The 22,014-nt window shown below is 54.9% G+C and carries 24 protein-coding genes; 16 read left to right on the top strand and 8 right to left on the bottom strand.

Annotated features, from left to right (window positions below):
- The first annotated feature begins 3 nt into the window (after positions 1-3).
- From rseP to ACR0D7_RS00450, 9 genes are all read left to right on the top strand, one after another.
- A complete protein-coding gene (gene rseP / locus ACR0D7_RS00490) occupies positions 4-1,356 on the top strand; it encodes an RIP metalloprotease RseP (protein ID WP_480677284.1) in 1,353 nt (450 codons plus the stop codon).
- Between the two features lie 90 nt (positions 1,357-1,446).
- On the top strand, positions 1,447-1,575 hold the full coding sequence (locus ACR0D7_RS00485; protein WP_480677283.1) for a hypothetical protein: 129 nt from the start codon (positions 1,447-1,449) through the stop codon (positions 1,573-1,575).
- Positions 1,576-1,703: 128 nt separating this feature from the next.
- Positions 1,704-4,064 (top strand): outer membrane protein assembly factor BamA, encoded by a 2,361-nt coding sequence (gene bamA, locus ACR0D7_RS00480; RefSeq protein ID WP_480677282.1) that lies wholly within the window; start codon positions 1,704-1,706, stop codon positions 4,062-4,064.
- A 108-nt stretch (positions 4,065-4,172) separates the two neighbouring features.
- Positions 4,173-4,655, top strand: coding sequence for an OmpH/Skp family outer membrane protein (locus ACR0D7_RS00475; RefSeq protein ID WP_480677281.1), 483 nt, complete (start codon positions 4,173-4,175; stop codon positions 4,653-4,655).
- 71 nt (positions 4,656-4,726) lie between these two features.
- On the top strand, positions 4,727-5,200 hold the full coding sequence (gene fabZ, locus ACR0D7_RS00470; RefSeq protein WP_480677280.1) for a 3-hydroxyacyl-ACP dehydratase FabZ: 474 nt from the start codon (positions 4,727-4,729) through the stop codon (positions 5,198-5,200).
- Positions 5,197-5,982 (top strand): acyl-ACP--UDP-N-acetylglucosamine O-acyltransferase, encoded by a 786-nt coding sequence (gene lpxA, locus ACR0D7_RS00465; RefSeq protein WP_480677279.1) that lies wholly within the window; start codon positions 5,197-5,199, stop codon positions 5,980-5,982. Before fabZ ends, lpxA begins: the two co-directional genes overlap by 4 nt.
- A 4-nt stretch (positions 5,983-5,986) precedes the next feature.
- On the top strand, positions 5,987-6,781 hold the full coding sequence (locus tag ACR0D7_RS00460) for an LpxI family protein (protein ID WP_480677278.1): 795 nt from the start codon (positions 5,987-5,989) through the stop codon (positions 6,779-6,781).
- A complete protein-coding gene (lpxB, locus tag ACR0D7_RS00455; protein WP_480677277.1) occupies positions 6,781-7,938 on the top strand; it encodes a lipid-A-disaccharide synthase in 1,158 nt (385 codons plus the stop codon). Before ACR0D7_RS00460 ends, lpxB begins: the two co-directional genes overlap by 1 nt.
- Positions 7,938-8,519 (top strand): cadmium resistance transporter, encoded by a 582-nt coding sequence (locus ACR0D7_RS00450; protein ID WP_480677276.1) that lies wholly within the window; start codon positions 7,938-7,940, stop codon positions 8,517-8,519. Before lpxB ends, ACR0D7_RS00450 begins: the two co-directional genes overlap by 1 nt.
- On the opposite strand, the gene mnmA is transcribed toward ACR0D7_RS00450, so the two are convergent.
- Positions 8,516-9,661: a tRNA 2-thiouridine(34) synthase MnmA gene (gene mnmA, locus ACR0D7_RS00445; RefSeq protein ID WP_480677275.1), complete on the bottom strand. Its 1,146-nt coding sequence runs from the start codon at positions 9,659-9,661 to the stop codon at positions 8,516-8,518. The two genes, ACR0D7_RS00450 and mnmA, sit on opposite strands and share 4 nt — an antisense overlap.
- 129 nt (positions 9,662-9,790) lie before the next feature.
- Between mnmA and sciP the strand changes: the two genes are divergently transcribed.
- The 5 genes from sciP (at position 9,791) to ACR0D7_RS00420 (ending at position 15,451) form a co-directional block, all read left to right on the top strand.
- Positions 9,791-10,084: a CtrA inhibitor SciP gene (gene sciP, locus ACR0D7_RS00440; protein ID WP_480677274.1), complete on the top strand. Its 294-nt coding sequence runs from the start codon at positions 9,791-9,793 to the stop codon at positions 10,082-10,084.
- Between the two features lie 83 nt (positions 10,085-10,167).
- Positions 10,168-10,884 (top strand): response regulator transcription factor CtrA, encoded by a 717-nt coding sequence (ctrA, locus tag ACR0D7_RS00435; RefSeq protein WP_480677273.1) that lies wholly within the window; start codon positions 10,168-10,170, stop codon positions 10,882-10,884.
- A 119-nt stretch (positions 10,885-11,003) separates the two neighbouring features.
- Positions 11,004-13,130: an NAD-dependent DNA ligase LigA gene (gene ligA / locus ACR0D7_RS00430; RefSeq protein WP_480677272.1), complete on the top strand. Its 2,127-nt coding sequence runs from the start codon at positions 11,004-11,006 to the stop codon at positions 13,128-13,130.
- Complete coding sequence (recG, locus tag ACR0D7_RS00425) at positions 13,127-15,217, top strand: ATP-dependent DNA helicase RecG (protein ID WP_480677271.1); 2,091 nt, start codon at positions 13,127-13,129, stop codon at positions 15,215-15,217. Before ligA ends, recG begins: the two co-directional genes overlap by 4 nt.
- Before the next feature lie 111 nt (positions 15,218-15,328).
- Positions 15,329-15,451 carry a hypothetical protein gene (locus ACR0D7_RS00420; protein ID WP_480677270.1) on the top strand — a complete coding sequence of 41 codons (123 nt, stop codon included), beginning with the start codon at positions 15,329-15,331 and terminating at the stop codon, positions 15,449-15,451.
- Between the two features lie 183 nt (positions 15,452-15,634).
- On the opposite strand, the gene ACR0D7_RS00415 is transcribed toward ACR0D7_RS00420, so the two are convergent.
- Both ACR0D7_RS00415 and ACR0D7_RS00410 read right to left on the bottom strand, forming a co-directional pair.
- Entirely contained in the window at positions 15,635-16,273 is a 639-nt protein-coding gene (locus tag ACR0D7_RS00415) for a MarC family protein (RefSeq protein ID WP_170381186.1), read from the bottom strand.
- Between the two features lie 57 nt (positions 16,274-16,330).
- Positions 16,331-16,783 carry an iron-sulfur cluster assembly scaffold protein gene (locus ACR0D7_RS00410; protein ID WP_480677269.1) on the bottom strand — a complete coding sequence of 151 codons (453 nt, stop codon included), beginning with the start codon at positions 16,781-16,783 and terminating at the stop codon, positions 16,331-16,333.
- A 48-nt stretch (positions 16,784-16,831) separates the two neighbouring features.
- On the opposite strand from ACR0D7_RS00410, the gene hisI reads away from it, so the two are divergent.
- Positions 16,832-17,221, top strand: coding sequence for a phosphoribosyl-AMP cyclohydrolase (gene hisI, locus ACR0D7_RS00405; protein ID WP_480677268.1), 390 nt, complete (start codon positions 16,832-16,834; stop codon positions 17,219-17,221).
- A gap of 4 nt (positions 17,222-17,225) precedes the next feature.
- Here the strand turns inward: hisI and gluQRS are convergent, their stop codons facing one another.
- The 4 genes from gluQRS to ACR0D7_RS00385 all read right to left on the bottom strand — a co-directional run bounded on the left by gluQRS (position 17,226) and on the right by ACR0D7_RS00385 (position 21,135).
- Complete coding sequence (gene gluQRS, locus ACR0D7_RS00400) at positions 17,226-18,110, bottom strand: tRNA glutamyl-Q(34) synthetase GluQRS (protein ID WP_480677267.1); 885 nt, start codon at positions 18,108-18,110, stop codon at positions 17,226-17,228.
- Positions 18,107-18,721: a class I SAM-dependent DNA methyltransferase gene (locus tag ACR0D7_RS00395; RefSeq protein ID WP_480677266.1), complete on the bottom strand. Its 615-nt coding sequence runs from the start codon at positions 18,719-18,721 to the stop codon at positions 18,107-18,109. Before ACR0D7_RS00395 ends, gluQRS begins: the two co-directional genes overlap by 4 nt.
- 37 nt (positions 18,722-18,758) lie before the next feature.
- The gene (gene trmFO, locus ACR0D7_RS00390; RefSeq protein ID WP_480677265.1) at positions 18,759-20,099 is read right to left on the bottom strand and encodes a methylenetetrahydrofolate--tRNA-(uracil(54)-C(5))-methyltransferase (FADH(2)-oxidizing) TrmFO; all 1,341 of its coding nucleotides are present in this window, start codon (positions 20,097-20,099) and stop codon (positions 18,759-18,761) included.
- A gap of 250 nt (positions 20,100-20,349) precedes the next feature.
- Positions 20,350-21,135, bottom strand: a complete 786-nt coding sequence (locus ACR0D7_RS00385) for an enoyl-CoA hydratase (protein ID WP_480677264.1) — start codon at positions 21,133-21,135, stop codon at positions 20,350-20,352.
- Between the two features lie 58 nt (positions 21,136-21,193).
- On the opposite strand from ACR0D7_RS00385, the gene ACR0D7_RS00380 reads away from it, so the two are divergent.
- The gene (locus ACR0D7_RS00380; RefSeq protein WP_480677263.1) at positions 21,194-21,637 is read left to right on the top strand and encodes a PaaI family thioesterase; all 444 of its coding nucleotides are present in this window, start codon (positions 21,194-21,196) and stop codon (positions 21,635-21,637) included.
- 54 nt (positions 21,638-21,691) lie between these two features.
- Here ACR0D7_RS00380 and ACR0D7_RS00375 read toward each other — a convergent pair whose 3' ends face one another.
- Complete coding sequence (locus ACR0D7_RS00375; protein WP_170381178.1) at positions 21,692-21,919, bottom strand: DUF1127 domain-containing protein; 228 nt, start codon at positions 21,917-21,919, stop codon at positions 21,692-21,694.
- Positions 21,920-22,014: the final 95 nt, after the last annotated feature.

Raw genomic sequence — 22,014 nt, 5'->3', positions numbered from 1 at the left:
AACTTGGACGTACTTTCTCTGATCCCTCAATTCGGCAACCTGATTTATACCATCGTTGCCTTTGTGATCGCCTTGTCCGTCATTGTCGCGGTTCACGAGTACGGCCACTATATCGTTGGGCGTTGGTCCGGCATCCACGCCGAAGTGTTTTCGATTGGCTTCGGTCCGGTGCTTTGGAGCCGCTTCGACAAGCGTGGAACCAAGTGGCAGATCGCCGCCTTGCCCTTTGGAGGCTACGTCAAGTTTCTGGGTGATGCCAATGCCGCGTCTGGCAAGGACGAAGGGGCGATGCAGGAAATCACCGAGCAAAGCCCGGAAGAGTTGCGCCGAACCATGCATGGGGCACCACTATGGGCTCGATCCGCCACGGTTGCTGCGGGGCCGGTGTTTAATTTCGTGATGTCGATATTGGTTTTTGGCCTTATTTTTATGTCTCAAGGTGTCACGCGTGATCCATTGACAGTTGGCCAACTACACGGGCTGCCCGGTGCTTCGCAGGGGTTGCAGGATGGGGATGTGATTGTCGCCATTGCTGGTATCGAAGTTCCTGATTTCGATCAGCAAGGCGCATGGACTGATTTCACGGATGCGTTGCCGGTGGAACCAGAGTTGGACTATACCGTAATCCGCGACGGGCAGCAGGTGGATGTCACGGGTCCATGGCTTTTCCCGGCACTGATTCAACAGGTTGTGCCTCGCAGTGCTGCTAACGATATCGACTTGCAGGCCGGGGACGTTATCACCGAGGTCAATGGCGAACCGATATTTGCTTTTGAGCAGCTCAAAGACCATGTGGAAGGATCTGACGGCAAGGTTCTTCTTTTGAAGGTCTGGCGGGACGGAGCAGAGCTTGAATTCGCTTTGGCGCCGCGACGGACAGATGAGCCAAACCCCGACGGAGGGTTCGTAACACATTGGCGAATTGGAATTGTCGGCGGAATGGCCCTTGAGCCTGCCACTGAACCTGCAGGCTTTATTGCTTCGTTGTCCGGTGGGGTGCGGCAGACGGTTAGAATCATAGAAGGCTCACTTTCCGGTGTCTGGCACATGGTCACCGGTGCCATCAGCACCTGCAATATGTCAGGCCCCATCGGTATTGCCGAAACTTCGGGCGCTATGGCCAGTCAGGGCGCACAGAGTTTCATCTTCTTTATCGCCGTTTTGTCGACCGCAGTGGGTCTGCTGAACCTGTTCCCAATTCCGGCGCTGGATGGGGGGCACCTGGTTTTTTATGCTTACGAAGCAATAACGGGAAAACCTCCCAGCGATGGGGCTCTGAGGGTGCTTATGGGCATTGGTGTATCAATGATCCTCGGGCTGATGATTTTTTCGGTCACTAACGACCTATTCTGCTGATTGTGGCAAGAGGCGCATAGCGGTGCCGTATTGATGCCGCAATTCCAGCCTAGAGTGATATGCGCATATCAATCGATACCAGAGGTTGTGATGACAAATGTTCTGCGTAAATCCGCCCGAGGCCTAGGTTGCCTGTTCGTTTTGAACTGGGACATGTTGTTGTTCTTTGGTGCGACGGGTGTTGCGATGGGCGCATGGGCGTATTTAATCACAATGTGATTCCTGAAATCTGTTGTTAACACCTGACGAGGCGGCCCACGGGGCCGCTTTCTGTTTTGGTCTTTTGACAAGCAGGCATATTCTCGCTACTCAGCTTTAAAGTCCAAAAATATTGGGTAGTGAAAAATATGACTGACAGGCGAAACGCAGGCATATCCTGCGGGGGTCACGGGCCGGAAAACAAGATTTTGTGGCGGTCCCTAACGTTCATATTCCTTCTGACATTGGTAAGTTTTGTGCCTTTGCCGCAGGCGGCGTGGGCTCAGAGCTTTGTTGTTAATTCGTTTGATGTCGAAGGGAATCGTCGCATCGAAACGTCGACGATCATCGCGCGCACAGGTATCGAACCGGGCCAGTCTGTGAGCGGTGGAGAGTTGAACGACGCCTATCAGCGTTTGCTTGACAGTGGTGTTTTTGAAACAGTCGAATTGACACCGCGCGGCAATACTTTGGTGATTAAAGTCGAGGAATATCCGACCATCAATCAGATCAGCATCGAAGGAAACCGTCGTGTAAAGGATAATGTGCTGCTTGATGCAATCTCATCCGAACCGCGGCGTGTCTTTACGCCTCAGGTTGCGGAGGCAGACGCCGATTTGATCGCTGAGATATATTCATCGCAAGGGCGTGTTTCCGCGACTGTCATTCCGCGCATCATTCGCCGCAGCGATAACCGCGTTGATCTGGTTTTCGAGGTCGCGGAGGGTACAACAATAGAAGTCGAGCGCGTCAGCTTTGTTGGCAACCGGGCATTTTCTGATCGTCGTCTTCGGCGGGTTCTTGAAACCAAGCAGGCAAACTTTCTACGGACATTTATCAGCAGTGATACGTTCATTGCGGACCGGATTGAGTTTGACAAACAGGTCATACGGGATTTCTACCTGTCCCGTGGGTACGTGGACTTTCGCGTCAACAGTGCGAATGTTGAATTCACCCGAGAACGTGATGCTTTTTTCGTAGTGATGAACATCACTGAGGGGCAAAAATTCTCGTTTGGTCAAATCAGTACGGTCAGCGAAATCCCAGGTGTCGATCCTGCGCCGTATCAGGATGCGCTAAAAATCAAGCCGGGTGTGACATACACGCCCACTCTTGTTGAGAATTCGATCGCCCGGATGGAACGTCTTGGGATTAAACAAGGCGTGGACTTCCTGCGGGTTGAGCCTCGGGTGACTCGGAATGCTCGTGATCTGACGCTTGATATTCAATTCGTGCTTACAAAAGGGCCGCGGATTTTTGTCGAACGGATCGACATCGAGGGCAACACCACAACTCTGGATCGCGTTATTCGTCGGCAATTTGATACAGTTGAAGGTGACCCATTCAATCCGCGCGAAATTCGTCAGGCTGCTGAACGTATCCGCGCTTTGGGTTTCTTTGCTGTAGCTGACGTCGAGCCCCGCGAAGGTTCCTCGCCCAGCCAGGTGATTGTTGATGTGGATGTTGAAGAACAGCCTACCGGATCGCTGAGCCTTGGCGGTAGTTTCTCGGCTTCTGATGGCTTTGGTATTGCGATTGGACTGCGCGAATCAAACTTCTTGGGGCGCGGACAGACGTTGGGCGTCACCCTGTCAACGGCGCAGGACTCTGAACAATATGTATTGGACTTTACTGAGCCTTATCTTCTGGGGCGGAGACTGCAGTTCGACGTGGGCTTGGGGCTGTCTACCACTAACTCCAGTTTCGCCAGTTATGATACCGAGGCATTGTTTTTCCGACCTCAGCTGAGTTATTCCATCGGAGAGCTGTCAGCGCTGCGCGTTCGTTATAACTGGGAAGACAGCGAAATGACCCAGCAGGATAACGAAACCAATGGCGCGGTTATTTCTTCGGAAATCGATCAGGGTAGTCGTACAACCAGCTCGCTGGGAGTGTCCTATATTTATGATAGCCGTCTGGGCGGATTGAACCCGAATGCAGGTGTGTTGTTCGAAGTAGGTGTCGATGCCGCCGGATTGGGTGGTGATAATGAGTATTTCCAGACCACAGCGCGCGCTATTGCTCAGACCCGTGTTTGGAACGAAGAAGTTGTTCTTCGTGCCACCTTTGAAGCAGGTGCGCTGAACTGGACAGGCGATGATTTCAGCCGAACCATTGACCGTTTCGTTCTGGGACCCAGCGTATTCCGAGGGTTCGAACCTGCGGGTATTGGCCCTCGTGATCTTTCCAACGGTCAGGACGACGCCATCGGGGGTAACTACTATTGGGTTACTCGACTGGAATCGGATTTCCCATTGGGCCTGCCTGAAGAGTTCGGCCTGCGCGGCGGTTTGTTCTATGATTTTGGTAACCTGTACAACTTGAGTAATGTGAACACGGCCGGGGCCGATATAGTGGGTGAAGGTGGCTCGATCCGTCACGTAGTTGGCGTTTCGGTACTGTGGACGACGCCGTTTGGTCCATTGCGGTTCAACTTCTCGAAGGCACTGAAGAAAGAAGACTTCGACAATGAGCAGAACTTTGACCTGACGATTCAGGCCCAGTTCTGAACCTGAATGTTGAGACGCGCTTATATTAGGTTTCAGGGCCCTTTGGGGGCCCTGTGCATTTTTCTATCCTTGTCCCTAGTCGTTCCTGCCTTTTCTCAGCAGTTGGGTGTGCCGCAAAGCAGCGTTCTAACGTTGTCCAGTGACCGTCTTTTTGCAGATTCAGAATTTGGCATTCGAGTCCTTCGCGAGATTGAATTAGAAAGCACGTTGTTGGGGGAAGAAAACGAACGGATCGTTGCTGAACTTAGTCAAGAAGAACAGATACTCACTGATCAACGTGCGACTATGACTGCTGAAGAATTCCGCCCCTTGGCGGAAGCTTTCGACAGGAAGGTTCAATCACATCGGGAAGGACAACGCGCTAAACTGGATGCGCTGGCCCGCCGCAGTGAAGAGGCACGGCAGAATTTTTTTGAGTTGGTGCAACCGGTCTTGATTGATCTTTTACGAGAAACCGGCGCTTCTATTGTCATTGAACGATCCAGCGTTTTTCTCAGTTCCGACCGCACCGACATCACAGATGCAGCCATTGCCCGGATTGACGCGGCTATCGGAGATGGTAGCGCTGTTGAAAATGCGCCTAGGGAATAGGTTTACTTGCCCTTGGGGCGCTGTGTTGCTAACCACGCGCAAACAGAAATCCAGAACGGGACGACGACATTATGAGCACGGAAACCAAAAGCGCTGACATTCAGTTGATCCAACGGATATTGCCGCATCGTTACCCGTTTCTGCTGGTCGATAAGGTTGTCGATATCTCTGGCTATCAATCTGCGGTCGGCATCAAGAATGTCACCATGAACGAACCGCACTTCCAGGGCCATTTCCCGGGGACTCCGATCATGCCGGGCGTGACGATTGTCGAAGCGATGGCGCAGACCGCAGGTGTGATGCTGGGCGTCGGGATGGAAGTGATCGACAGCGAATTGCTGATTTATTTTATGAACATCGACAAGTGCAAATTCCGCCGCAAGGTGATCCCGGGTGACGTTCTTAATATGCACGTCGAAACCGTGCGCGGTAAAAAGGGCGGTAAGATTTTCAAGTTCAGTGGTCGTGCCACTGTCGATGGTGAGGTTGCCGCCGAAGCGGAATTCTCGGCCTATGTCGACTGGGACATGGAAAAAACGACATGAGCGGCATTCACCCAAGCGCAATCATTGAAGACGGCGCGCAGATCGGTGAGGGCTGCGTCATCGGACCGTTCTGCTACGTCGGAGCGCAGGTCAAGTTGGGTGACCGGGTCGAGTTGAAGTCCCACGTTGTGGTGACAGGCGATACCTCGATTGATGATGAAACCGTAGTCTTCAATTTCTCGGTGATTGGAGAGATCCCGCAGGACCTGAAATTCGGCGGAGAAAACACGCGGCTGGAAATCGGCAAGCGTAATCGTATCCGTGAGCATGTGACGATAAATACCGGCACTGAGGGCGGTGGTGGTCTGACCCGGATCGGCGACGATTGCCTGCTGATGGCCGGAGTGCATGTCGCGCACGACGTTCAGATTGGCAACCGAGTGATCATGGTGAACCATGCCGGTGCGGCAGGGCACTGTATCATCGAAGACGATGTGATTGTCGGCGGCATTTCAGGTTTGCACCAATGGGTCCGCGTTGGGCGTGGCGCGATCATTGGGGCGCTGACGATGGTGCCCAATGATGTGATCCCCTATGGGCTGGTTCAGGCGCCTCGTGGTGAGCTGGATGGTCTCAACCTGGTGGGCTTGAAACGCAAAGGCGTCTCGCGTGAGGATATCTCGGCGTTGCGTGCGGCGTTCCGCGAATTGTCGACGGGCGATGGCACCTTTATGGAGCGGGCTCATAGGGTTGGCGCGGACAATGAAAGCGAATACGTGCAGCGGATCGTCGATTTTGTCACCGGGCAATCGGATCGTTCCTTTTTGACACCGAGGAAATAAGCCGATGCTGGCGTTGATTGCCGGAACAGGTGCATTACCAAGCGAAGTGGTCGACCGTCTCGATGACCGCCCCCTGATTTGCGCTATGGAAGGGTTCACACCCGATACCGTAACCTGCGATATCGAGTTCCCACTCGAGCAACTCGGAAGTTTCATTGCTGAATTGAAGGCACGCGGCGTGACCGAGATTTGTATGGCCGGAGCGGTTCGACGCCCTGTCATTGACCCATCGCGGATCGACCCGGCGACGATGCCATTAGTTCCGATATTGCAGCAGGCGCTAATGTCAGGCGATGACGGAGCCTTGCGTGCGGTGATCGGGATATTTGAAGACGCTGGCCTGACAGTCCGCGCAGCTCATGAAATTGCACCGAGCTTGCTGCCGCAGCTTGGTTGCCTGACCGATGCGTGCCCGTCGAAAGAAGATCTGGGGGATGCGGATCGGGCCGCCGGAATCCTTCGGGCAATGGGTGCTGCCGACATTGGGCAGGCTTGCGCGGTGTCCAAGGGGCAAGCACTGGCAGTAGAAGGCATATTCGGCACCGATTGGATGCTTCAATCCCTAACGCAGCGCCCCGATGCGGGCGGAGGGATTTTGTTCAAGGCCCCGAAACCAGATCAGGACCGGCGTGCTGATTTACCGACGATCGGACCGGACACGGTCTCTGCTACGGTTGCCGCTGGGTTGACCGGTATCGTCATCGAAAAAGGCGGAGTCATAGTACTGCAGCAAGAGCGCGTCATCGCTGAGTGCAACCGGCTGGGCCTGTTCCTCTTTGTACGTGAGCGAGCCAGTTGATGCGGGTCTTCCTGGTCGCCGGTGAACCCTCGGGCGACCGCTTGGGAGGCGCGCTAATGGAGGGGCTTCGGAGCCTCATCCCCGATGTTCAATTCGAAGGTGTCGGGGGGCCATTAATGCAGGCCCAAGGGTTGGAAAGCCGTTTTCCGATGTCTGAACTATCGGTGATGGGGTTGGTTGAGGTTCTGCCCAAGTTCTTCCACCTGAAACGCCGTATTGCCGAGACCGCGCAGGCGGTTCTGGATATGCAGCCGGATGTTCTGATTACCATCGACAGTCCTGACTTTTCACTGCGCGTTGCCAAACTGGTGAAAGCTGGCAGCGATATTCGTACCGTACATTATGTCGCCCCCAGCGTCTGGGCGTGGCGACCGGGACGGGCAGACAAGATGGCCAAGGTTATTGACCATGTTCTGGCCCTGTTGCCGTTCGAGCCGCCTTATATGGAACGTGCAGGAATGGAGTGTGATTTCGTGGGGCATCCAGTGGCCAGCGAGCCGGAGGCCTCGGAAAAGGATATCCAAGAGTTTCGCGCGGCCTACAATCTTGGAGACGCGCCGATCATTCTAGCCCTTCCGGGTTCGCGCGGGGGTGAGATTGAACGTTTAGCCGCGGTCTTTGGTGAAGCGTTGCGTCTTTATCTGTCCGACATGCCGGACGCTCGCGTTGTGGTGCCCGCAGTCGCGCATATGGTGGATACCGTCACCGGACATGTGCAGAGCTGGCCGGGGAACCCGGTGGTCGTCGATCCGCGTGATATGCCGTCTGATCAGGCGCAGGCGCAGAAGCGGGCCGCATTTGCCGCTGCTGAATTGGCGTTGGCCGCTTCGGGCACGGTTTCACTGGAACTGGCCGCGCAAGCCACGCCAATGGTGATTGCCTACAATCTGAACTGGCTGACCACCCTGATCGCCAAGCGGATGGTCAAGCTGGATACGGTGACACTGGTCAATCTGGTTTCGGATACCCGGACAGTGCCGGAATGTCTGTTGGACGATTGCCAGCCAGAGCAGATTGCGGCTGCGCTGAAGCAGGTGTCGGATGCGCCGGATGCGCAGCGCGACGCCATGGCCACAACGATGGATCGGCTAGGACGCGGCGGCGAAGCCCCGGGCTTGCGCGCGGCCGAGGCGGTTCTGGCGCGGATGAAACGCTGATGCTGGATCTTTTGCTTTTTGGCCTGTCGACCTTTACGGCACAGGTGCTGACCAATCTGGATAATCTGGCCGCGCTATTGGCTTTGACACTGGTTTCTGGAACGAAGCGCTCGGTCACCGGATTCCTTTTGGCGCAGGTGATCGTAATCGGCACTGCGTTTATTCTTGCGGTGGGCGTCGATGGCGTCGTGCCGAATTGGGAAGGCTATCTTGGAGTTATCCCGCTGGGCTTGGGAATTCTAACGCTGATCAAACGCAAGCGCGGTGCAAAGGCCGAGACAAATCCCAATCTTGGCACCGGAGCTTCGATCATGATGGTAACATTGCTGTTCATCAGCCTTTCGATGGACACGTTTGCTGTACTTGCACCATTACTTGCAGACACGGCCCCCACATATCGAACTGCCGGAGGCATTGGTGCTCTGCTTGCTGCGTTCTCAATGGCTACTGTTGGGTTGCTTGGATCTAAAGCACCATTCATCAGCAGCGACGTGGCACGCCGTTTGGAACGCCTTGTGCCTTATGTGATGATCTGCGCCGGGCTGTATATTCTCAGCAACTCGTGGACTGACGCGATTTAGTAACCGCGCCAGATCCAACCGCCGCCAAAGATGCGGCTGCCTTCCGACGCATAGAACACGCAGGCTTGTCCGGGTGACACGCCTTCTTCGGGTGTCAGCAATTCAACCTCGGCCGTGGTGTCGGACAGGGGCCGTATGATCGCCTCGCGCGGGGGGCGGGTTGAACGGACTTTGACCGAGACGTGCCACTCTTTTTGTGAGGTGAACGGCGCATCGCCCAGCCAGTTAATTTCGCGTACGGGAATAGTGCGAGTGGCCAGCATTTCTTTTGGGCCCACGACAACCTGTTTTTTGTCGACATCAAGCTTGACTACATAGAGCGGCTCGCTGAGGCCACCAATCCCCAGACCACGGCGCTGACCGATCGTGTAGTGGATGACACCCTCGTGCTGCGCCAGAACGCGGCCATCGGCATGCACGATCCCACCCGGTTCGGCGGCACCAGGTCGAAGTTTCTCGATCACGCTAGCGTAATTGCCGTTGGGCACGAAGCAGATATCCTGACTGTCCGGTTTGTCAGCTACGGCCAGCCCATATTGCGCTGCCATCTCGCGCGTTGCGTCTTTCGAGGGCAAATGGCCAAGAGGGAAGCGCAGGAAGTCCAATTGTTCGGGCGTGGTCGAGAACAGAAAATAGGATTGATCGCGGTTCGCGTCCTCGGCGCTGTGCAGTTCCGGACCGTTGGCACCCATCTTGCGCTGGATATAGTGACCGGTTGCCATGCAGTCGGCCTCAAGATCCTTGGCAGTTTCCAACAAATCCTTGAACTTCACCCGTTCGTTGCAACGGATGCAGGGGACCGGGGTTGCGCCCGCAAGGTAGCTGTCGGCGAACTCGTCGATTACTGCGTCCTTGAAGATGTTCTCATAGTCCAGAACGTAGTGGGGAAACCCGCGTTCTTCGGCCACGCGACGCGCGTCGTGGATATCGATTCCTGCGCAGCACGCGCCTTTTTTGGCCAGCGCCGCACCGTGGTCGTAAAGCTGCAGAGTCACGCCCACAACGTCATAGCCCTCATCCGCCAGATGAGCCGCCACAACGGAACTGTCCACGCCGCCGGACATGGCCACAACCACCCGCGTTTCCGACGGGGGTTTGGCAAAGCCAAGCGAGTTCAGCGGTGTCTCGGTATCGAGGGCCATGACGATTCCAGTGCGGGTTAAGAAAGACCGGCAGAATATAGGAAAATTCTACACACTCTCAAGGGGCGGTTTCACCCGGCATTAAGTAGGCTGGTGTCAGCTTTGTCGCAGCACGAAGAGGATCAAAGAATGTTTTTGCACAAAGTAGAGGGGCCAAGATCCGTAACCCTTCCAGATGGAACAGTTTTATCGCGTTCTGATCTGCCGCCGAAGGATACGACACGCTGGGTTGCATCACGCAAAATAGTTGTGGTGCGGGGCGTTCTTTACGGACTGATCACGCTGTCTGATGCCAAAAAAAGGTATGGGTTAAGCGATGAAGAGTTCAATTCCTGGGTTTCTGCAGTGGCAGAACACGGAGCGGACGCCTTGAAGGTAACCGCATTAAAAAAATATCGACAACCTAAAGGAGAATGTGAATAAACGATTCAACGGTAACGTCAGATTAACCATTTTTGAGCAGGCTCAATTTGAAATTGGTAAATTGACCCGAATTGGAGCAGTAAATGCGTATACTTCTTGTCGAGGATGATCCGACCACGTCGAAAAGCATCGAGCTGATGCTGACGCACGCCAACCTAAATGTCTATGCGACGGATCTTGGCGAGGAAGGCATCGATCTGGCAAAGCTTTATGACTATGATCTGATCCTGCTTGACTTGAACTTGCCGGATATGAATGGGCACGAAGTTCTGCGCCAGCTGCGCATTGCGCGGGTGGAAACTCCCATCCTGATCCTGTCTGGTGCGGATGATACCGAAAGCAAGATCAAGGGTTTCGGTTTTGGCGCCGATGACTACATGACCAAGCCGTTCCATCGTGAAGAGTTGGTGGCACGCATTCATGCCATCATTCGCCGTTCAAAAGGGCATTCACAGTCCATCATCCATACCGGACGAGTGGCCGTGAACCTGGATGCCAAAACGGTCGAGGTTGAAGGTAAGGCGGTTCATTTGACCGGCAAGGAGTACCAGATGCTGGAATTGCTAAGCCTGCGCAAAGGAACGACTTTGACCAAGGAAATGTTTCTAAACCACCTATATGGCGGAATGGACGAGCCCGAGTTGAAGATTATCGACGTGTTCATTTGCAAACTGCGCAAAAAGCTCAGCAATGCCACCGGCGGCGAAAACTATATCGAAACCGTTTGGGGCAGGGGCTATGTCCTTCGCGAACCGCAAAGTGGCAACCTTGATGAAACGCGGATGGCAGTTGGCGCCTGATTAGAACTCGGTCGCCCGTGGTCCGGGGTGACCTTACTCACTCACGAAAAAGCACGTCTGGACCTAGCTAGGACCTCGCCCTATCACTGAGACCCAAGAATGCGTGACGGGGCGAGGCCATGAGCAAATTGATTCCAGTATCAGAGCTGACTGAAGACGCAGCACGAAAAGAACTGGCGCGATTGGCTGAACAGTTGTCTCGGGCTAACACGCTGTATCACGCGGATGACGCCCCAGAGATTTCGGACGCCGCGTACGATGCGCTAAAGCGCCGAAACACTGAAATCGAAACGCGTTTCCCAAACTTGAAACGAAAAGACAGCCCGTCCGAGCAGATAGGAGCGCGTCCGACGGATGGCTTTTCGAAGGTGACTCATGCGGTTCGTATGATGTCACTTGGCAATGCGTTTGATGATGAGGACGTTCAAGACTTTGACCGCTCGATCCGAAAGTACCTTGGGTTGGAAGCATCAAAACCGCTGTCGTACACTGCCGAACCTAAAATCGACGGCCTTTCTCTCTCCTTGCGCTATGAGAAAGGAAAATTGGTTCAGGCGGCCACCCGTGGCGATGGTGAAGTTGGTGAAAACGTAACTGCGAATGCCCGGACAATTTCGGACATTCCGCAGATATTGGAAAACGCGCCAAATGTTCTCGAAGTTCGGGGTGAAGTTTACATGTCGCATGCGGACTTTGAACAACTGAACGACCGTCAGGTGGAGGCTGGCGAAAAAGCTTTCGCAAACCCGCGAAATGCGGCTGCCGGATCACTGCGTCAATTGGATTCGACCGTCACGCGTGCGCGCCCACTGCGTTTTTTCGCATATGCGTGGGGCGAATTGTCTGAACCACTGGCCGATACGCAGATGGATGCGATTGAGCGGTTGCATGGCTTTGGGTTCGTCACCAATCCGTTGACAAGACGGTGTGAGACGACTGAACAGATGCTGGAACACTACCGCGATATCGAGGCTCAGCGATCGACCCTTGGCTATGATATTGATGGTGTCGTCTACAAAGTTAACGATCTTTCTTTGCAAACACGGCTGGGTTACCGCTCCACCACACCCCGCTGGGCGATTGCGCATAAATTTCCGGCAGAACTTGCCTGGACCCGATTAGTGGCGATCGACATTCAAGTCGGGCGAACAGGTGCGCTTAGTCCGGTTGCCCGGCTGCATCCGGTGACCGTTGGCGGAGTGGTTGTATCAAATGCCACACTTCACAACGAAGACTATATCGCTGGCCGCGATGCCAAGGGTGGCACAATCCGCGATGGTAAGGACATTCGCGTTGGTGATTGGGTGCAAGTCTATCGGGCGGGCGATGTGATCCCTAAAATCGCGGATGTAGATACCTCAAAACGTCCCGAAGGGGCGACACCCTTCGAATTCCCCGCCATCTGTCCGGAATGCAACAGCGATGCCGTTCGAGAAGAAGGTGACGCTGTGCGCCGTTGTACCGGAGGGGTGATCTGTCCAGCGCAGGCTGTTGAGAAGCTGAAACATTTCGTCTCTCGCAAAGCGTTCGATATCGAAGGTCTGGGCGCAAAACAGATCGAGATGTTCTACGACGACCCTGACCTGCCTGTCAGAACGCCGGTCGATATTTTTACACTGCAACAGCGGGACAGCGCGAACCTGAACAAATTTGCAAACCGCAAAGGTTGGGGTGCGCAAAGCGCTGGGAACTTGTGGGCGGCGATCGACGAAAAGCGGACCATTCCCTTCGGGCGGCTGCTGTTTGCTTTGGGCATTCGACATATGGGGGAGGCGGCCTCGAACTTGGTTGCCAATCATTATGGCACGTGGTCCGAATTCGAACGCGCTGTCACCTCGGCGGCTGATTTCGAAGGGCCGGAATGGGAAGACTTGTTAAGCGTTGACGGTGTTGGAGAGGTCATGGCGCGCGCTCTTGTCTCGGCGTTTGCGCAAGAGGCTGAGCGCTCTAGCATTGATGCACTGGTCGCGCAACTTGAGGTTCAGGAAGCGAAACGCCCGGACACCGAAGGCAGCCCAGTTGCAGGAAAAACCGTTGTTTTTACGGGCACACTCGAGAAGATGACACGCGCCGAAGCAAAGGCTAGGGCCGAGGCGCTGGGGGCCAAAGTCTCGGGGTCCGTCAGTAAAAAGACGGATTTGTTGGTTGCCGGTCCGGGGGCGGGCTCCAAAGCAAAAAAGGCCGCCGAATTGGGGATTGAAACGTTGGATGAGGATGGCTGGCTTCAGCTGATCGGAACTGCATGAGCGGCCGCCCGGAAAGTCTTTTCCCTCTGTTTGCGGGTCTGGAAACGTTAGAAGGTGTGGGCCCAAAGACGGCTCAGGTGTTGGCGCAGGCTGGCACGGAGTCACCTCGGGACGTTTTATTCAGCCTTCCGTACGCTGTCATTGACAGGCGTCGCCGCGACACCATTCAGGGCGTCGATCTGCCCGCGACACTGACCGTTGAAGTCACGGTTGGTGCACACCGCCCAGCGCGCAACAAAGGTGGTGCCTATCGGGTGCATGTCGAGGACAATCAGGCAGATTTTCAATTGGTTTTCTTCCACGCTCGTGGAGATTACCTGAAACGGGTTCTACCGGAAGGTTCTCGGCGAGTGATCTCGGGCAAGTTGGAACTGTTCGATGGAATGGCACAGATGGTTCATCCAGACCACATGTTGCCGGTGGACGAAGCCCATAGCATTCCCGACTTTGAGCCGGTGTATCATCTGACTCAGGGGATCACTCAAAAAACAGCCTATAGAGCCGCACGCAGTGCATTGACACGGGCGCCTGCGCTAGCGGAGTGGATTGATCCAGCATTGGCTGCGAAACACGGTTGGCCAGAGTGGACCACGGCCATCGCCGCTGCGCATAAACCGTTGGGTGCTGACGATGTGGCCGCTCATGCTCCGGCGCGGGAACGGCTGGCCTATGATGAACTGTTTGCGCACCAATTGACTCTGGCGCTGGCCCGGCAACGAGAGAGGAAGACCAGAGGCATAGTCAGCGTTGGTACCGGAGCTCTGCAATCCAAGGTTTTGGCCAACCTGCCATATCGGCCAACCGGTGCGCAGTTGCGTGCTATTGACGATATTAGCAGCGATATGGCCTCGGACGCACGAATGAACCGGCTTCTCCAGGGCGATGTTGGGGCGGGCAAAACGCTGGTGGCCTTCATGGCGTTGCTTGTTGCGGTTGAGGCTGGCGGGCAGGGGGTCATGATGGCACCTACCGAAATCTTAGCCCGTCAGCATCTGGAAGCTTTGCGCCCGCTCGCTGAAGAGGCTGGTGTCGTGCTGGAAATTCTAACTGGGCGGGATAAAGGCCCTGAACGTCGATCGAAACTGAGAGCGTTGAAGGACGGAGACATTCACATTCTGGTCGGCACCCATGCAGTGTTCCAAAATGACGTTGAGTTCAAAGCGTTGCGCCTGGCAATTGTCGATGAACAGCACCGCTTTGGTGTACGTCAGCGGATGGAACTGTCTGAAAAAGGGCAGGGCGCGGACGTCTTGGTGATGACCGCCACTCCGATCCCGCGCAGTTTGGCACTTGCGCAGTATGGCGACATGGATGTGTCAGTGCTGAACGAAAAGCCTCCGGGGCGGAAGCCGATAAAAACCGCCGTTGTCAGTACAGAACGAATGGATGAAGTTGTCTCGCATCTGCGTCGGGCTATTGATGAGGGGCGCCAGTGCTATTGGGTCTGTCCTCTGGTAGATGAATCCGAGGTTTCGGACCTGACAGCTGCAGAGGAACGGTTCAAACATTTGCGCGCCATTCTGGGCGAAGGCATTGTCGGGTTGGTGCATGGTCAGATGCCACCCGCAGATAAAGATGCGGCGATGAAGGCTTTTCAAGAAGGGCAAACCAAAGTTCTGGTTGCCACCACTGTCATTGAGGTTGGTGTCAACGTCCCAAACGCTTCGATCATGGTTATTGAACGTGCCGAGATTTTCGGACTGGCGCAGTTGCACCAATTGCGGGGCCGTGTGGGTCGAGGCGAGGCGGACTCGACCTGTTTGCTGATGTATCAACCACCGCTCAGCGAGGGCGGGCGCAAGCGGCTTGAGGTTCTACGCGAGACAGAAGATGGATTCCGTATCTCGGAAACCGACCTGCAGATGCGTGGTGCTGGTGATCTGATCGGGACAGCGCAATCAGGATTGCCAAAATTCCGGATTGCGGATTTGGAACGTCAGGCTGGTTTGATGGCCACAGCACAAACGGACGCGCGTGCCCTGTTATCTACCGATCCTCAGTTGCGCTCGGACAGGGGCCAAGCTGCCCGTGTTCTCCTGTGGCTTATGAAACAGGATCAGGCGATTCGTTTGATTTCAGTGGGTTAGGCGTGATGTTCCCATAAGTTCACTAATGTTCTCTAAAAGTTCTTTACCGACTCGCAAAAATATGAGAACAAAAGGTCAACAAAGGATTAAATCTCGACCGGAGGTGAGACCATGCTGACTCAGATCAAGACCGCCCTGAGCCGCTCGCAATCGACGATTTTGCAGGATGCTGCGGGGGCCGTGTCTTTGGTGGTCATGCTGATGGTGGCCCTGCATCTGCCGGGTACGTTCTAAGCCTTTCTGCCTGCGATCTCGTGCCGATGATACCGCGCTGTCATCCCCATTTCAGTCAAGGGTGACCTGCCTGTCCCAATTCCCTTGAGGGGCCTGCCTCGGCCCCGTGCGGCTATCCGGACCCCACGCGAGACACGCACAACCTACCGCCGCCCTTTCCGCCCGGAAGGTGCGGCGGTTTTTTCAAAGCTCGCCAGTTTTGATGATTTCAAGAATCGCTGACAGCACAGAATTAACCGCCACAGATGCAAGGATCATGCCCATCACGCGGCTGATAATGGCTGCACCTGAGTATCGGATCAGCCGGATAATCGGGTCTGCAAGCAGCATCAGGACAAATGAGATCAGAATGACTGACAGCATAACCAAGGCCGTGATACCTTGGTCTGCAGCGCTGTAGCGGTTGTTGTCGGTCAGTATGACAATGGCCAGCATCGCACCCGGCGACGCCAAAGATGGAACAGCCAGCGGGAATATCGCCGGATTGGGTCGGTTGGCAGGTCGTTCCAACTCTTCTTCCGCCTCATGCTGTTCGACGACCTGTTTGCTTTCGCCGAAGATCATTGTCAGGGCAAAAAGAAACAGGATGATGCCGCCTGCAACCTGAAATGAATTCAAGCCGATATCCAGTGCTTCGATCAATAATTGACCGAACACCAGGAAGAACAACAACACTCCGGCGCTAACGAGTGCAGCGAGGAGAGCAGTTTTACGACGTGCCGTTGCTGAAAGGGTCGCGGTTACGGCGATGAAAACCGGAATAGTACCAATTGGGTCAATGACGACCCAAAGAGTAACAAAATGTTCCAGCAGTTTTTCCAATCCAATCCCCCGACATCCTGCAGTGTGATTAAACCGGATCGCCTGAAAATTCCAATATTACGCGCAGTTCGCCTGTTCCGCCTGTTCCATCGCTTCGGCGGACGCCTCAAGCACCAGCATGATCGATGCGTGGCGATTCTTGTAGTCCCGAGCGGGGATCAGTACTTCAAGCCCGTCAAACGGCGCATCTGGCGCAGGACCGCCTTTCTTTAGCATTACAGACAACTGATCACGCGCGGTTTCAATCTGTGCCCGTGTGGCACCAATGATGGCGCTGCCGACAACCGAGGCCGATGCCTGACCCAGCGCACAGGCTTTGACGTCCTGACCAAATTCGGAAACCTTACCGTTCTGCATCTTCACATCCACAGTTACCGTGGACCCACACAAAGGCGAGCGCTTTTTCACCGTGGCATCAGGATTCTCAAGCCGGTCCAGATGCGGAATATCCGCGGCCAGCGCCAGAATGCGGCCGGAATATAGCTTTATCAGGTCGTTCTCGCCGGACATGGCTTTCCCTCGTTGTCTGTTCCCCATACATAGTGAGCATCCACCGGGATGCAAAAGGTTTTTCTTATGTCTACTACTGCCGCGTTTGACCCCTCATCATTGAAGTTTAATGACGCTGGCCTGATACCCGCCATCGCCCAGGATGAAAGTTCGGGTGAGGTGTTGATGATGGCGTGGATGAACGTTCAGGCCATTGAAAAAACGCTGGAATCCGGTCGCGTTACCTATTGGTCGCGTTCCCGTCAGTCGTTCTGGATCAAGGGTGAGACATCCGGACATGTGCAGGAGTTGGTTGATTTTCGGTTCGACTGCGATCGTGATTGCCTGCTGGTTTTGGTGCGTCAAACTGGTGCAGCCTGTCACACGAACCGCCGCACCTGTTTCTACACAGCCGTTCGAGAAGGCAATGAAGTTGAACTAATGTCCCCGATGGTTTGATGGCTTACAGGCCGACGATCGCCCGGATATCCGCTGGCGTTGCACCTTCGGCTCGGTATTTCGAAATTGCCCGAGCGTCGTCGCGTTTGGCCAATCGCTTACCTGTGTCGTCTCGGATCAGACGATGATGTATGTACTGCGGCGTAGGCAGGTCTAAGAGGGCCTGCAGAACAACATGGATTCGGGTCGCCTCGAACAAGTCTTGGCCGCGTACGACATGGGTGATGTCTTGCGCCGCGTCATCCAGAACCACCGATAAATGATAGGATGTACCCATGTCGCGCCGGGATAATACGACATCCCCAATAGTGTTGGTTATTTCGTCCAACGTGAACTCTATGGTGCCAGTTTCGCCGGCTGGTCCTGCGCCTGCCTCTTGAAATGTACCGACTGTTGCATTGGATTGGTCAGTTTCAAGAAGCGCGCGGCCAGCGGCAGTCATATCCAGACGCAGGGGAACCCCTAAGGGGCGTTCAGTCGTACGGTTGCTCCAATCGCGACAGGTTCCGGGGTAGATGATGCCATCGGGTCCGTGCAAAGGCGCCCCTTCCTGCGGCGCGCTGGCGGCAGCGGCGATATCCTTGCGATTGCAAGTGCAGGAGTAAAGCAATCCGCGTGCCCACAGATCATCTAGTGCCTTATCGTAAGCGGCCAAGCGATCTGATTGACGTATAACAGGTTCGGGCCATTGAAGGCCCAGCCAATGCAGATCATCACAGATCTGATCTTCCCAATGCGCGCGTGATCGTGACCGGTCGATATCTTCGATCCGCAGTAGAAACTGGCCCCCGTTAGACGCGGCAAGATCATGGGCCAGCATTACTGAGAAAGCATGCCCCAGATGCAGCGGACCGGTGGGAGATGGAGCGAAACGAGTTCTAAAATTCACGCTTTTTCAACAATATATACGTCAGACTTAAGGTCCATACCGGGCAGGTGTGGGCCGTATTCCCGAAATAGCAACCGCGCCGCCCCCATGTCCAGCCAATCATTCAGCCGCGAGGTATAGGAAGCATCGGCAAGCGTATGATCATTAAATGAAAAGGCTAGAAACCCACCCTTGGGCAATGCGTGCATCAGCATGTCGAATACCTCGGGCGGAGCAGCGCCGGTACCTATGACGCCAATTGCCGTAACTGCTTTGTAAGCCCCTTTCTCCAAAGGGTTCGGATCGGTGATTTCGAAGGTTGAAAGCTTGCGATAAACCTCCTTGGCCTCGGCTCCTTCCAGCATTTTCGGGGTCGGATCAATGCCGTCAATTACCTCAAATCCAGCGGCACGCAGCGCCACTCCGGACAAACCAGTGCCGCAACCATAGTCCAGGATCGGAGTTTGCGGCTCTGGGAGCTTCGACCACAACGCTTCTGCTACCCGACCAGGGGTAGCATAGCCATGCGCGCCAACCTCGGCATCATATGACGAGGCCCATTTCTGATAATGCGCATGTGTGGCTTGTGGTGTGTCCAGTTTGTAGGTGTCTTTGAGAAACTTGTCGCTCATACACCAATGGTAAGCCGCTTCACCCTAAAGCGTCCAGTCAACAGTGCTCCAACCACTTCTTCCATTCGGCCTTGGCCCGATCCGTGTAGGCCTTGTAGCGATCTTTTCGGCCACGACGTCCGCCTTTCAGCCCGTCAACGGGGCGGAACAGGCCGAAATTTACGTTCATGGGCTGGAATGTTTTAGCCTCGGCACCACCAGTAATGTGGTGGATCAGAGCTCCCATGGCACTATCCTGCGGCACTTCGGGCAATTCGCGCCCAAGAATTTCACCTGCTGCCAAACGACCGGCCAACAAACCCATGGCTGCGCTTTCGACATAACCTTCAACGCCGGTGATTTGACCGGCAAAACGGATATTCGGCTTGGATTTCAACCGCATCTGCGCGTCTAGCAACGTAGGCGAGTTGATGAACGTATTGCGATGAATGCCGCCCAGCCGAGCAAAGCTGGCATTCTCAAGCCCGGGGATCATTCGAAACACATCGGTTTGGGCGCCATATTTCATCTTGGTCTGAAAACCCACGATGTTGAACAGCGTGCCAAGTGCATTGTCCCGGCGCAATTGAACTACGGCATGAGGCTTGACGTCCGGCTGGTGAGGGTTGGTCAGGCCGACAGGTTTCATTGGGCCGTGGCGTAGGGTTTCGCGCCCCCGTTCCGACATTACCTCGATTGGTAGACAACCATCGAAATAACCCGCAGTTTCGCCCTCGTGGAACTCGGTCTTGTCGGCAGCCAGCAGGGCGTCGATGAACGCTTCGTATTGGTCGCGATCCATGGGGCAGTTCAGATAGGCGGTACGCTCTTCTTCGGTCTCACCCTTGTCATAGCGTGACTGCATCCAAGCTTTGCTCATGTCGATGCTGTCGGCATAAACGATCGGGGCAATGGCATCGAAAAAGGCCAGAGATTCTGCACCGGTTTCCTCACGAATGGCTTCACCAAGTGCTGATGACGTCAGAGGGCCAGTGGCAATGATCCAAAGCCCATCGTCGGGCAGGGTGGTGATCTCTTCTCCGGTAATTTCGACTCGGGGATGGTTGCGAAGTTTGGCAGTGACGGCTTCGGCGAACGGATCACGATCGACAGCCAGCGCACCACCGGCAGGCAGGCGATAGGCATCAGCAGTGGTCATGATCAAGCCGTCCGCTGCACGCATTTCCCAATGCAGCAAGCCTACAGCGTTCTGTTCATCGTCATCGGAGCGGAACGAATTCGAACACACCATCTCGGCCAGATTGCCAGTTTGGTGCGCAAAGGTACCCACCTTGGGCCGCATTTCATGGATAACTACATCCACGCCCATTTCCGCCGCCTGCCAGGCAGCCTCGGACCCGGCCATGCCGCCGCCCACGATATGCAATTTCTGTGTCATGCGCTGCCACATAGGACACGGCATCGCACAACGCAACATAGTGCGTAAGGATTATGAAATCAGGGAATTTTGGGGTCGCCGCTGCGGGAACGTCGATGCCGGTGAGAGAAACCAGCAGGAGGGACCTTCCGCCTACGGCGACCCAAAAGTGTCTGCAGAGCCTTAGCTCTGTCCCAGCTTTGCCATAGTGTTGCCGTTTTGAAAAGCGCTAAATTGAGAACAATCCCGAGAACTGTTTACAATAATTGACTTATTGACGCCAGTTTGGCGGTCGCTTTTCGATAAACGCGGATATTCCTTCTTCTGTATCCCGATGCAGCATGTTCTGCGCCATCACCGCGCCGGTATAGTCGTAGGCCTGCTCAATCGGCATTTCCAGTTGTTCATAAAATGCCTGCTTTCCGATTTTGACGGCCGACCCCAGCTTGGCTGCAAGTTGCTCTGCAAGCGCTGTAGTCTCATGTTCCAACAACATTTCCGGCACCACGCGATTGACCAGCCCGAGTTCCGCGGCATTTTCAGCCGAGATGAAATCCCCTGTTGTCAGCATCTCGAACGCGTGTTTTCTAGGAATGTTCCGGGTCAGAGCAACCATAGGGGTTGAGCAGAACAGGCCGATATTTACTCCGTTCACGCCGAAACGGGTGCCTTCCGCTGCAACAGCCAGATCACAGGTTGCGACAAGTTGGCATCCTGCGGCTGTCGCAATGCCATGTACCTGTGCGATGACGGGTTGGGGCAGGGACCTGATAGACAGCATCACTTGCGTACATCTCGCGAACAGATCCTGGAAATAGGCCTTTCCGCCGTCCTCGGCCTGTCGACCCGCCGTCATTTGCTTCAGGTCATGGCCGGCACAAAACGCCTTGCCCTCACCCCGCAGGATTACGGCCCTGATAGAGCTGTCTTTGCGCAAGACATCGAACTCGGTTTGAAGGGCGCCCAACATCTCATCGCTCAGCGCATTCAGGCGATCAGGCGCATTCATTTTTAGTATGGCTACCGCGCCCGTGTCGTTACGTTCCAGAATTGCCATCTTGCTCTCCGTTCCGATGTCAGGCCAACTCTAGGACGGTGAACCAAGGAGGGAAAGCATGTCATTGGCAATGAGCCGGGAAGAGCTGATGGAATACATGAAGCAGATCTTTCCGCAGGTTCATCAGGACTTTGTCGTCGAAGAGTTGACTGATGAAACGATCGTAATGCGATTGGTCGTTGAAGACAGGCATCTGCGCCCCGGAGGGACTGTGTCCGGTCCGTCTATTTTTGGATTGGCGGATGTAAGTGTCTACGCAATGGTCCTGGCGCGCAAAGGTCGCCAGTCCTTGGCTGTAACCACGAACAGTTCGCTGGATTTTCTCCGCAAACCAATTGGCGGACGGGACATGATTGCACGTTGTCGCTTGCTGAAACTTGGTCGCACGCTTGCGGTTGGGGATGTGCTCATGTTTTCCGAGGGGGCAAGCGAGCCCGTTGCACGGGCTACGATGACCTATTCCCTTCCACCAGAAGGTTCGGCTGCCGCAGCTTTCGGATAAAAAAGGCCGGGCTATGCCCGGCCAGGAAGAGGTCCCATCTAGGGACTGGGGAAATTAGCTCCGCCAAAATGGGCGGGTGAATTCTTGACGTGCCTGATATCGTGTCAGGCCGACATCCTTCAGAAGCCTGTCATCCAGTTTTGACAAATTGATACGGCTGCGGCGTTGGCGTTCCCACTTGGTGACTTTTGCCGCAAACTGCACGGCCAGCGCAGCGATCAGCGGCAGCCGTGGGCTGTCGTTCAGCAGCAAAAGGGCGGGTGTGTGCATTGCGCGTGTCATAGTGGGTATCCTTTCAAATTGTATTGACACAAAGCTAACATGTTCGGTACATAAGTTTGATACATTCCAAATTGTGTCAAAAGCAAAGGAAGAAT

This window comes from Ruegeria sp. BB7 (genome assembly GCF_056539365.1).
Note: the sequence above shows the minus strand (reverse complement) of the source record. Positions and strands in the feature narration are given on the sequence as shown.

Excerpts from the sequence above, each read along its gene's own strand:
- ACR0D7_RS00485 (WP_480677283.1), top strand. The coding sequence starts at position 1,447 with ATGACAAATGTTCTGCGTAAATCCGCCCGAGGCCTAGGTTGCCTGTTC.
- bamA (WP_480677282.1), top strand. The coding sequence starts at position 1,704 with ATGACTGACAGGCGAAACGCAGGCATATCCTGCGGGGGTCACGGGCCG.
- fabZ (WP_480677280.1), top strand. The coding sequence starts at position 4,727 with ATGAGCACGGAAACCAAAAGCGCTGACATTCAGTTGATCCAACGGATA.
- lpxA (WP_480677279.1), top strand. The coding sequence starts at position 5,197 with ATGAGCGGCATTCACCCAAGCGCAATCATTGAAGACGGCGCGCAGATC.
- ACR0D7_RS00460 (WP_480677278.1), top strand. The coding sequence starts at position 5,987 with ATGCTGGCGTTGATTGCCGGAACAGGTGCATTACCAAGCGAAGTGGTC.
- lpxB (WP_480677277.1), top strand. The coding sequence starts at position 6,781 with ATGCGGGTCTTCCTGGTCGCCGGTGAACCCTCGGGCGACCGCTTGGGA.
- ACR0D7_RS00450 (WP_480677276.1), top strand. The coding sequence starts at position 7,938 with ATGCTGGATCTTTTGCTTTTTGGCCTGTCGACCTTTACGGCACAGGTG.
- mnmA (WP_480677275.1), bottom strand. The coding sequence starts at position 9,661 with ATGGCCCTCGATACCGAGACACCGCTGAACTCGCTTGGCTTTGCCAAA.
- sciP (WP_480677274.1), top strand. The coding sequence starts at position 9,791 with ATGTTTTTGCACAAAGTAGAGGGGCCAAGATCCGTAACCCTTCCAGAT.
- ctrA (WP_480677273.1), top strand. The coding sequence starts at position 10,168 with ATGCGTATACTTCTTGTCGAGGATGATCCGACCACGTCGAAAAGCATC.
- ligA (WP_480677272.1), top strand. The coding sequence starts at position 11,004 with ATGAGCAAATTGATTCCAGTATCAGAGCTGACTGAAGACGCAGCACGA.
- recG (WP_480677271.1), top strand. The coding sequence starts at position 13,127 with ATGAGCGGCCGCCCGGAAAGTCTTTTCCCTCTGTTTGCGGGTCTGGAA.
- ACR0D7_RS00420 (WP_480677270.1), top strand. The coding sequence starts at position 15,329 with ATGCTGACTCAGATCAAGACCGCCCTGAGCCGCTCGCAATCGACGATT.
- ACR0D7_RS00410 (WP_480677269.1), bottom strand. The coding sequence starts at position 16,783 with ATGTCCGGCGAGAACGACCTGATAAAGCTATATTCCGGCCGCATTCTG.
- hisI (WP_480677268.1), top strand. The coding sequence starts at position 16,832 with ATGCAAAAGGTTTTTCTTATGTCTACTACTGCCGCGTTTGACCCCTCA.
- ACR0D7_RS00395 (WP_480677266.1), bottom strand. The coding sequence starts at position 18,721 with ATGAGCGACAAGTTTCTCAAAGACACCTACAAACTGGACACACCACAA.
- trmFO (WP_480677265.1), bottom strand. The coding sequence starts at position 20,099 with ATGACACAGAAATTGCATATCGTGGGCGGCGGCATGGCCGGGTCCGAG.
- ACR0D7_RS00385 (WP_480677264.1), bottom strand. The coding sequence starts at position 21,135 with ATGGCAATTCTGGAACGTAACGACACGGGCGCGGTAGCCATACTAAAA.
- ACR0D7_RS00380 (WP_480677263.1), top strand. The coding sequence starts at position 21,194 with ATGTCATTGGCAATGAGCCGGGAAGAGCTGATGGAATACATGAAGCAG.
- ACR0D7_RS00375 (WP_170381178.1), bottom strand. The coding sequence starts at position 21,919 with ATGACACGCGCAATGCACACACCCGCCCTTTTGCTGCTGAACGACAGC.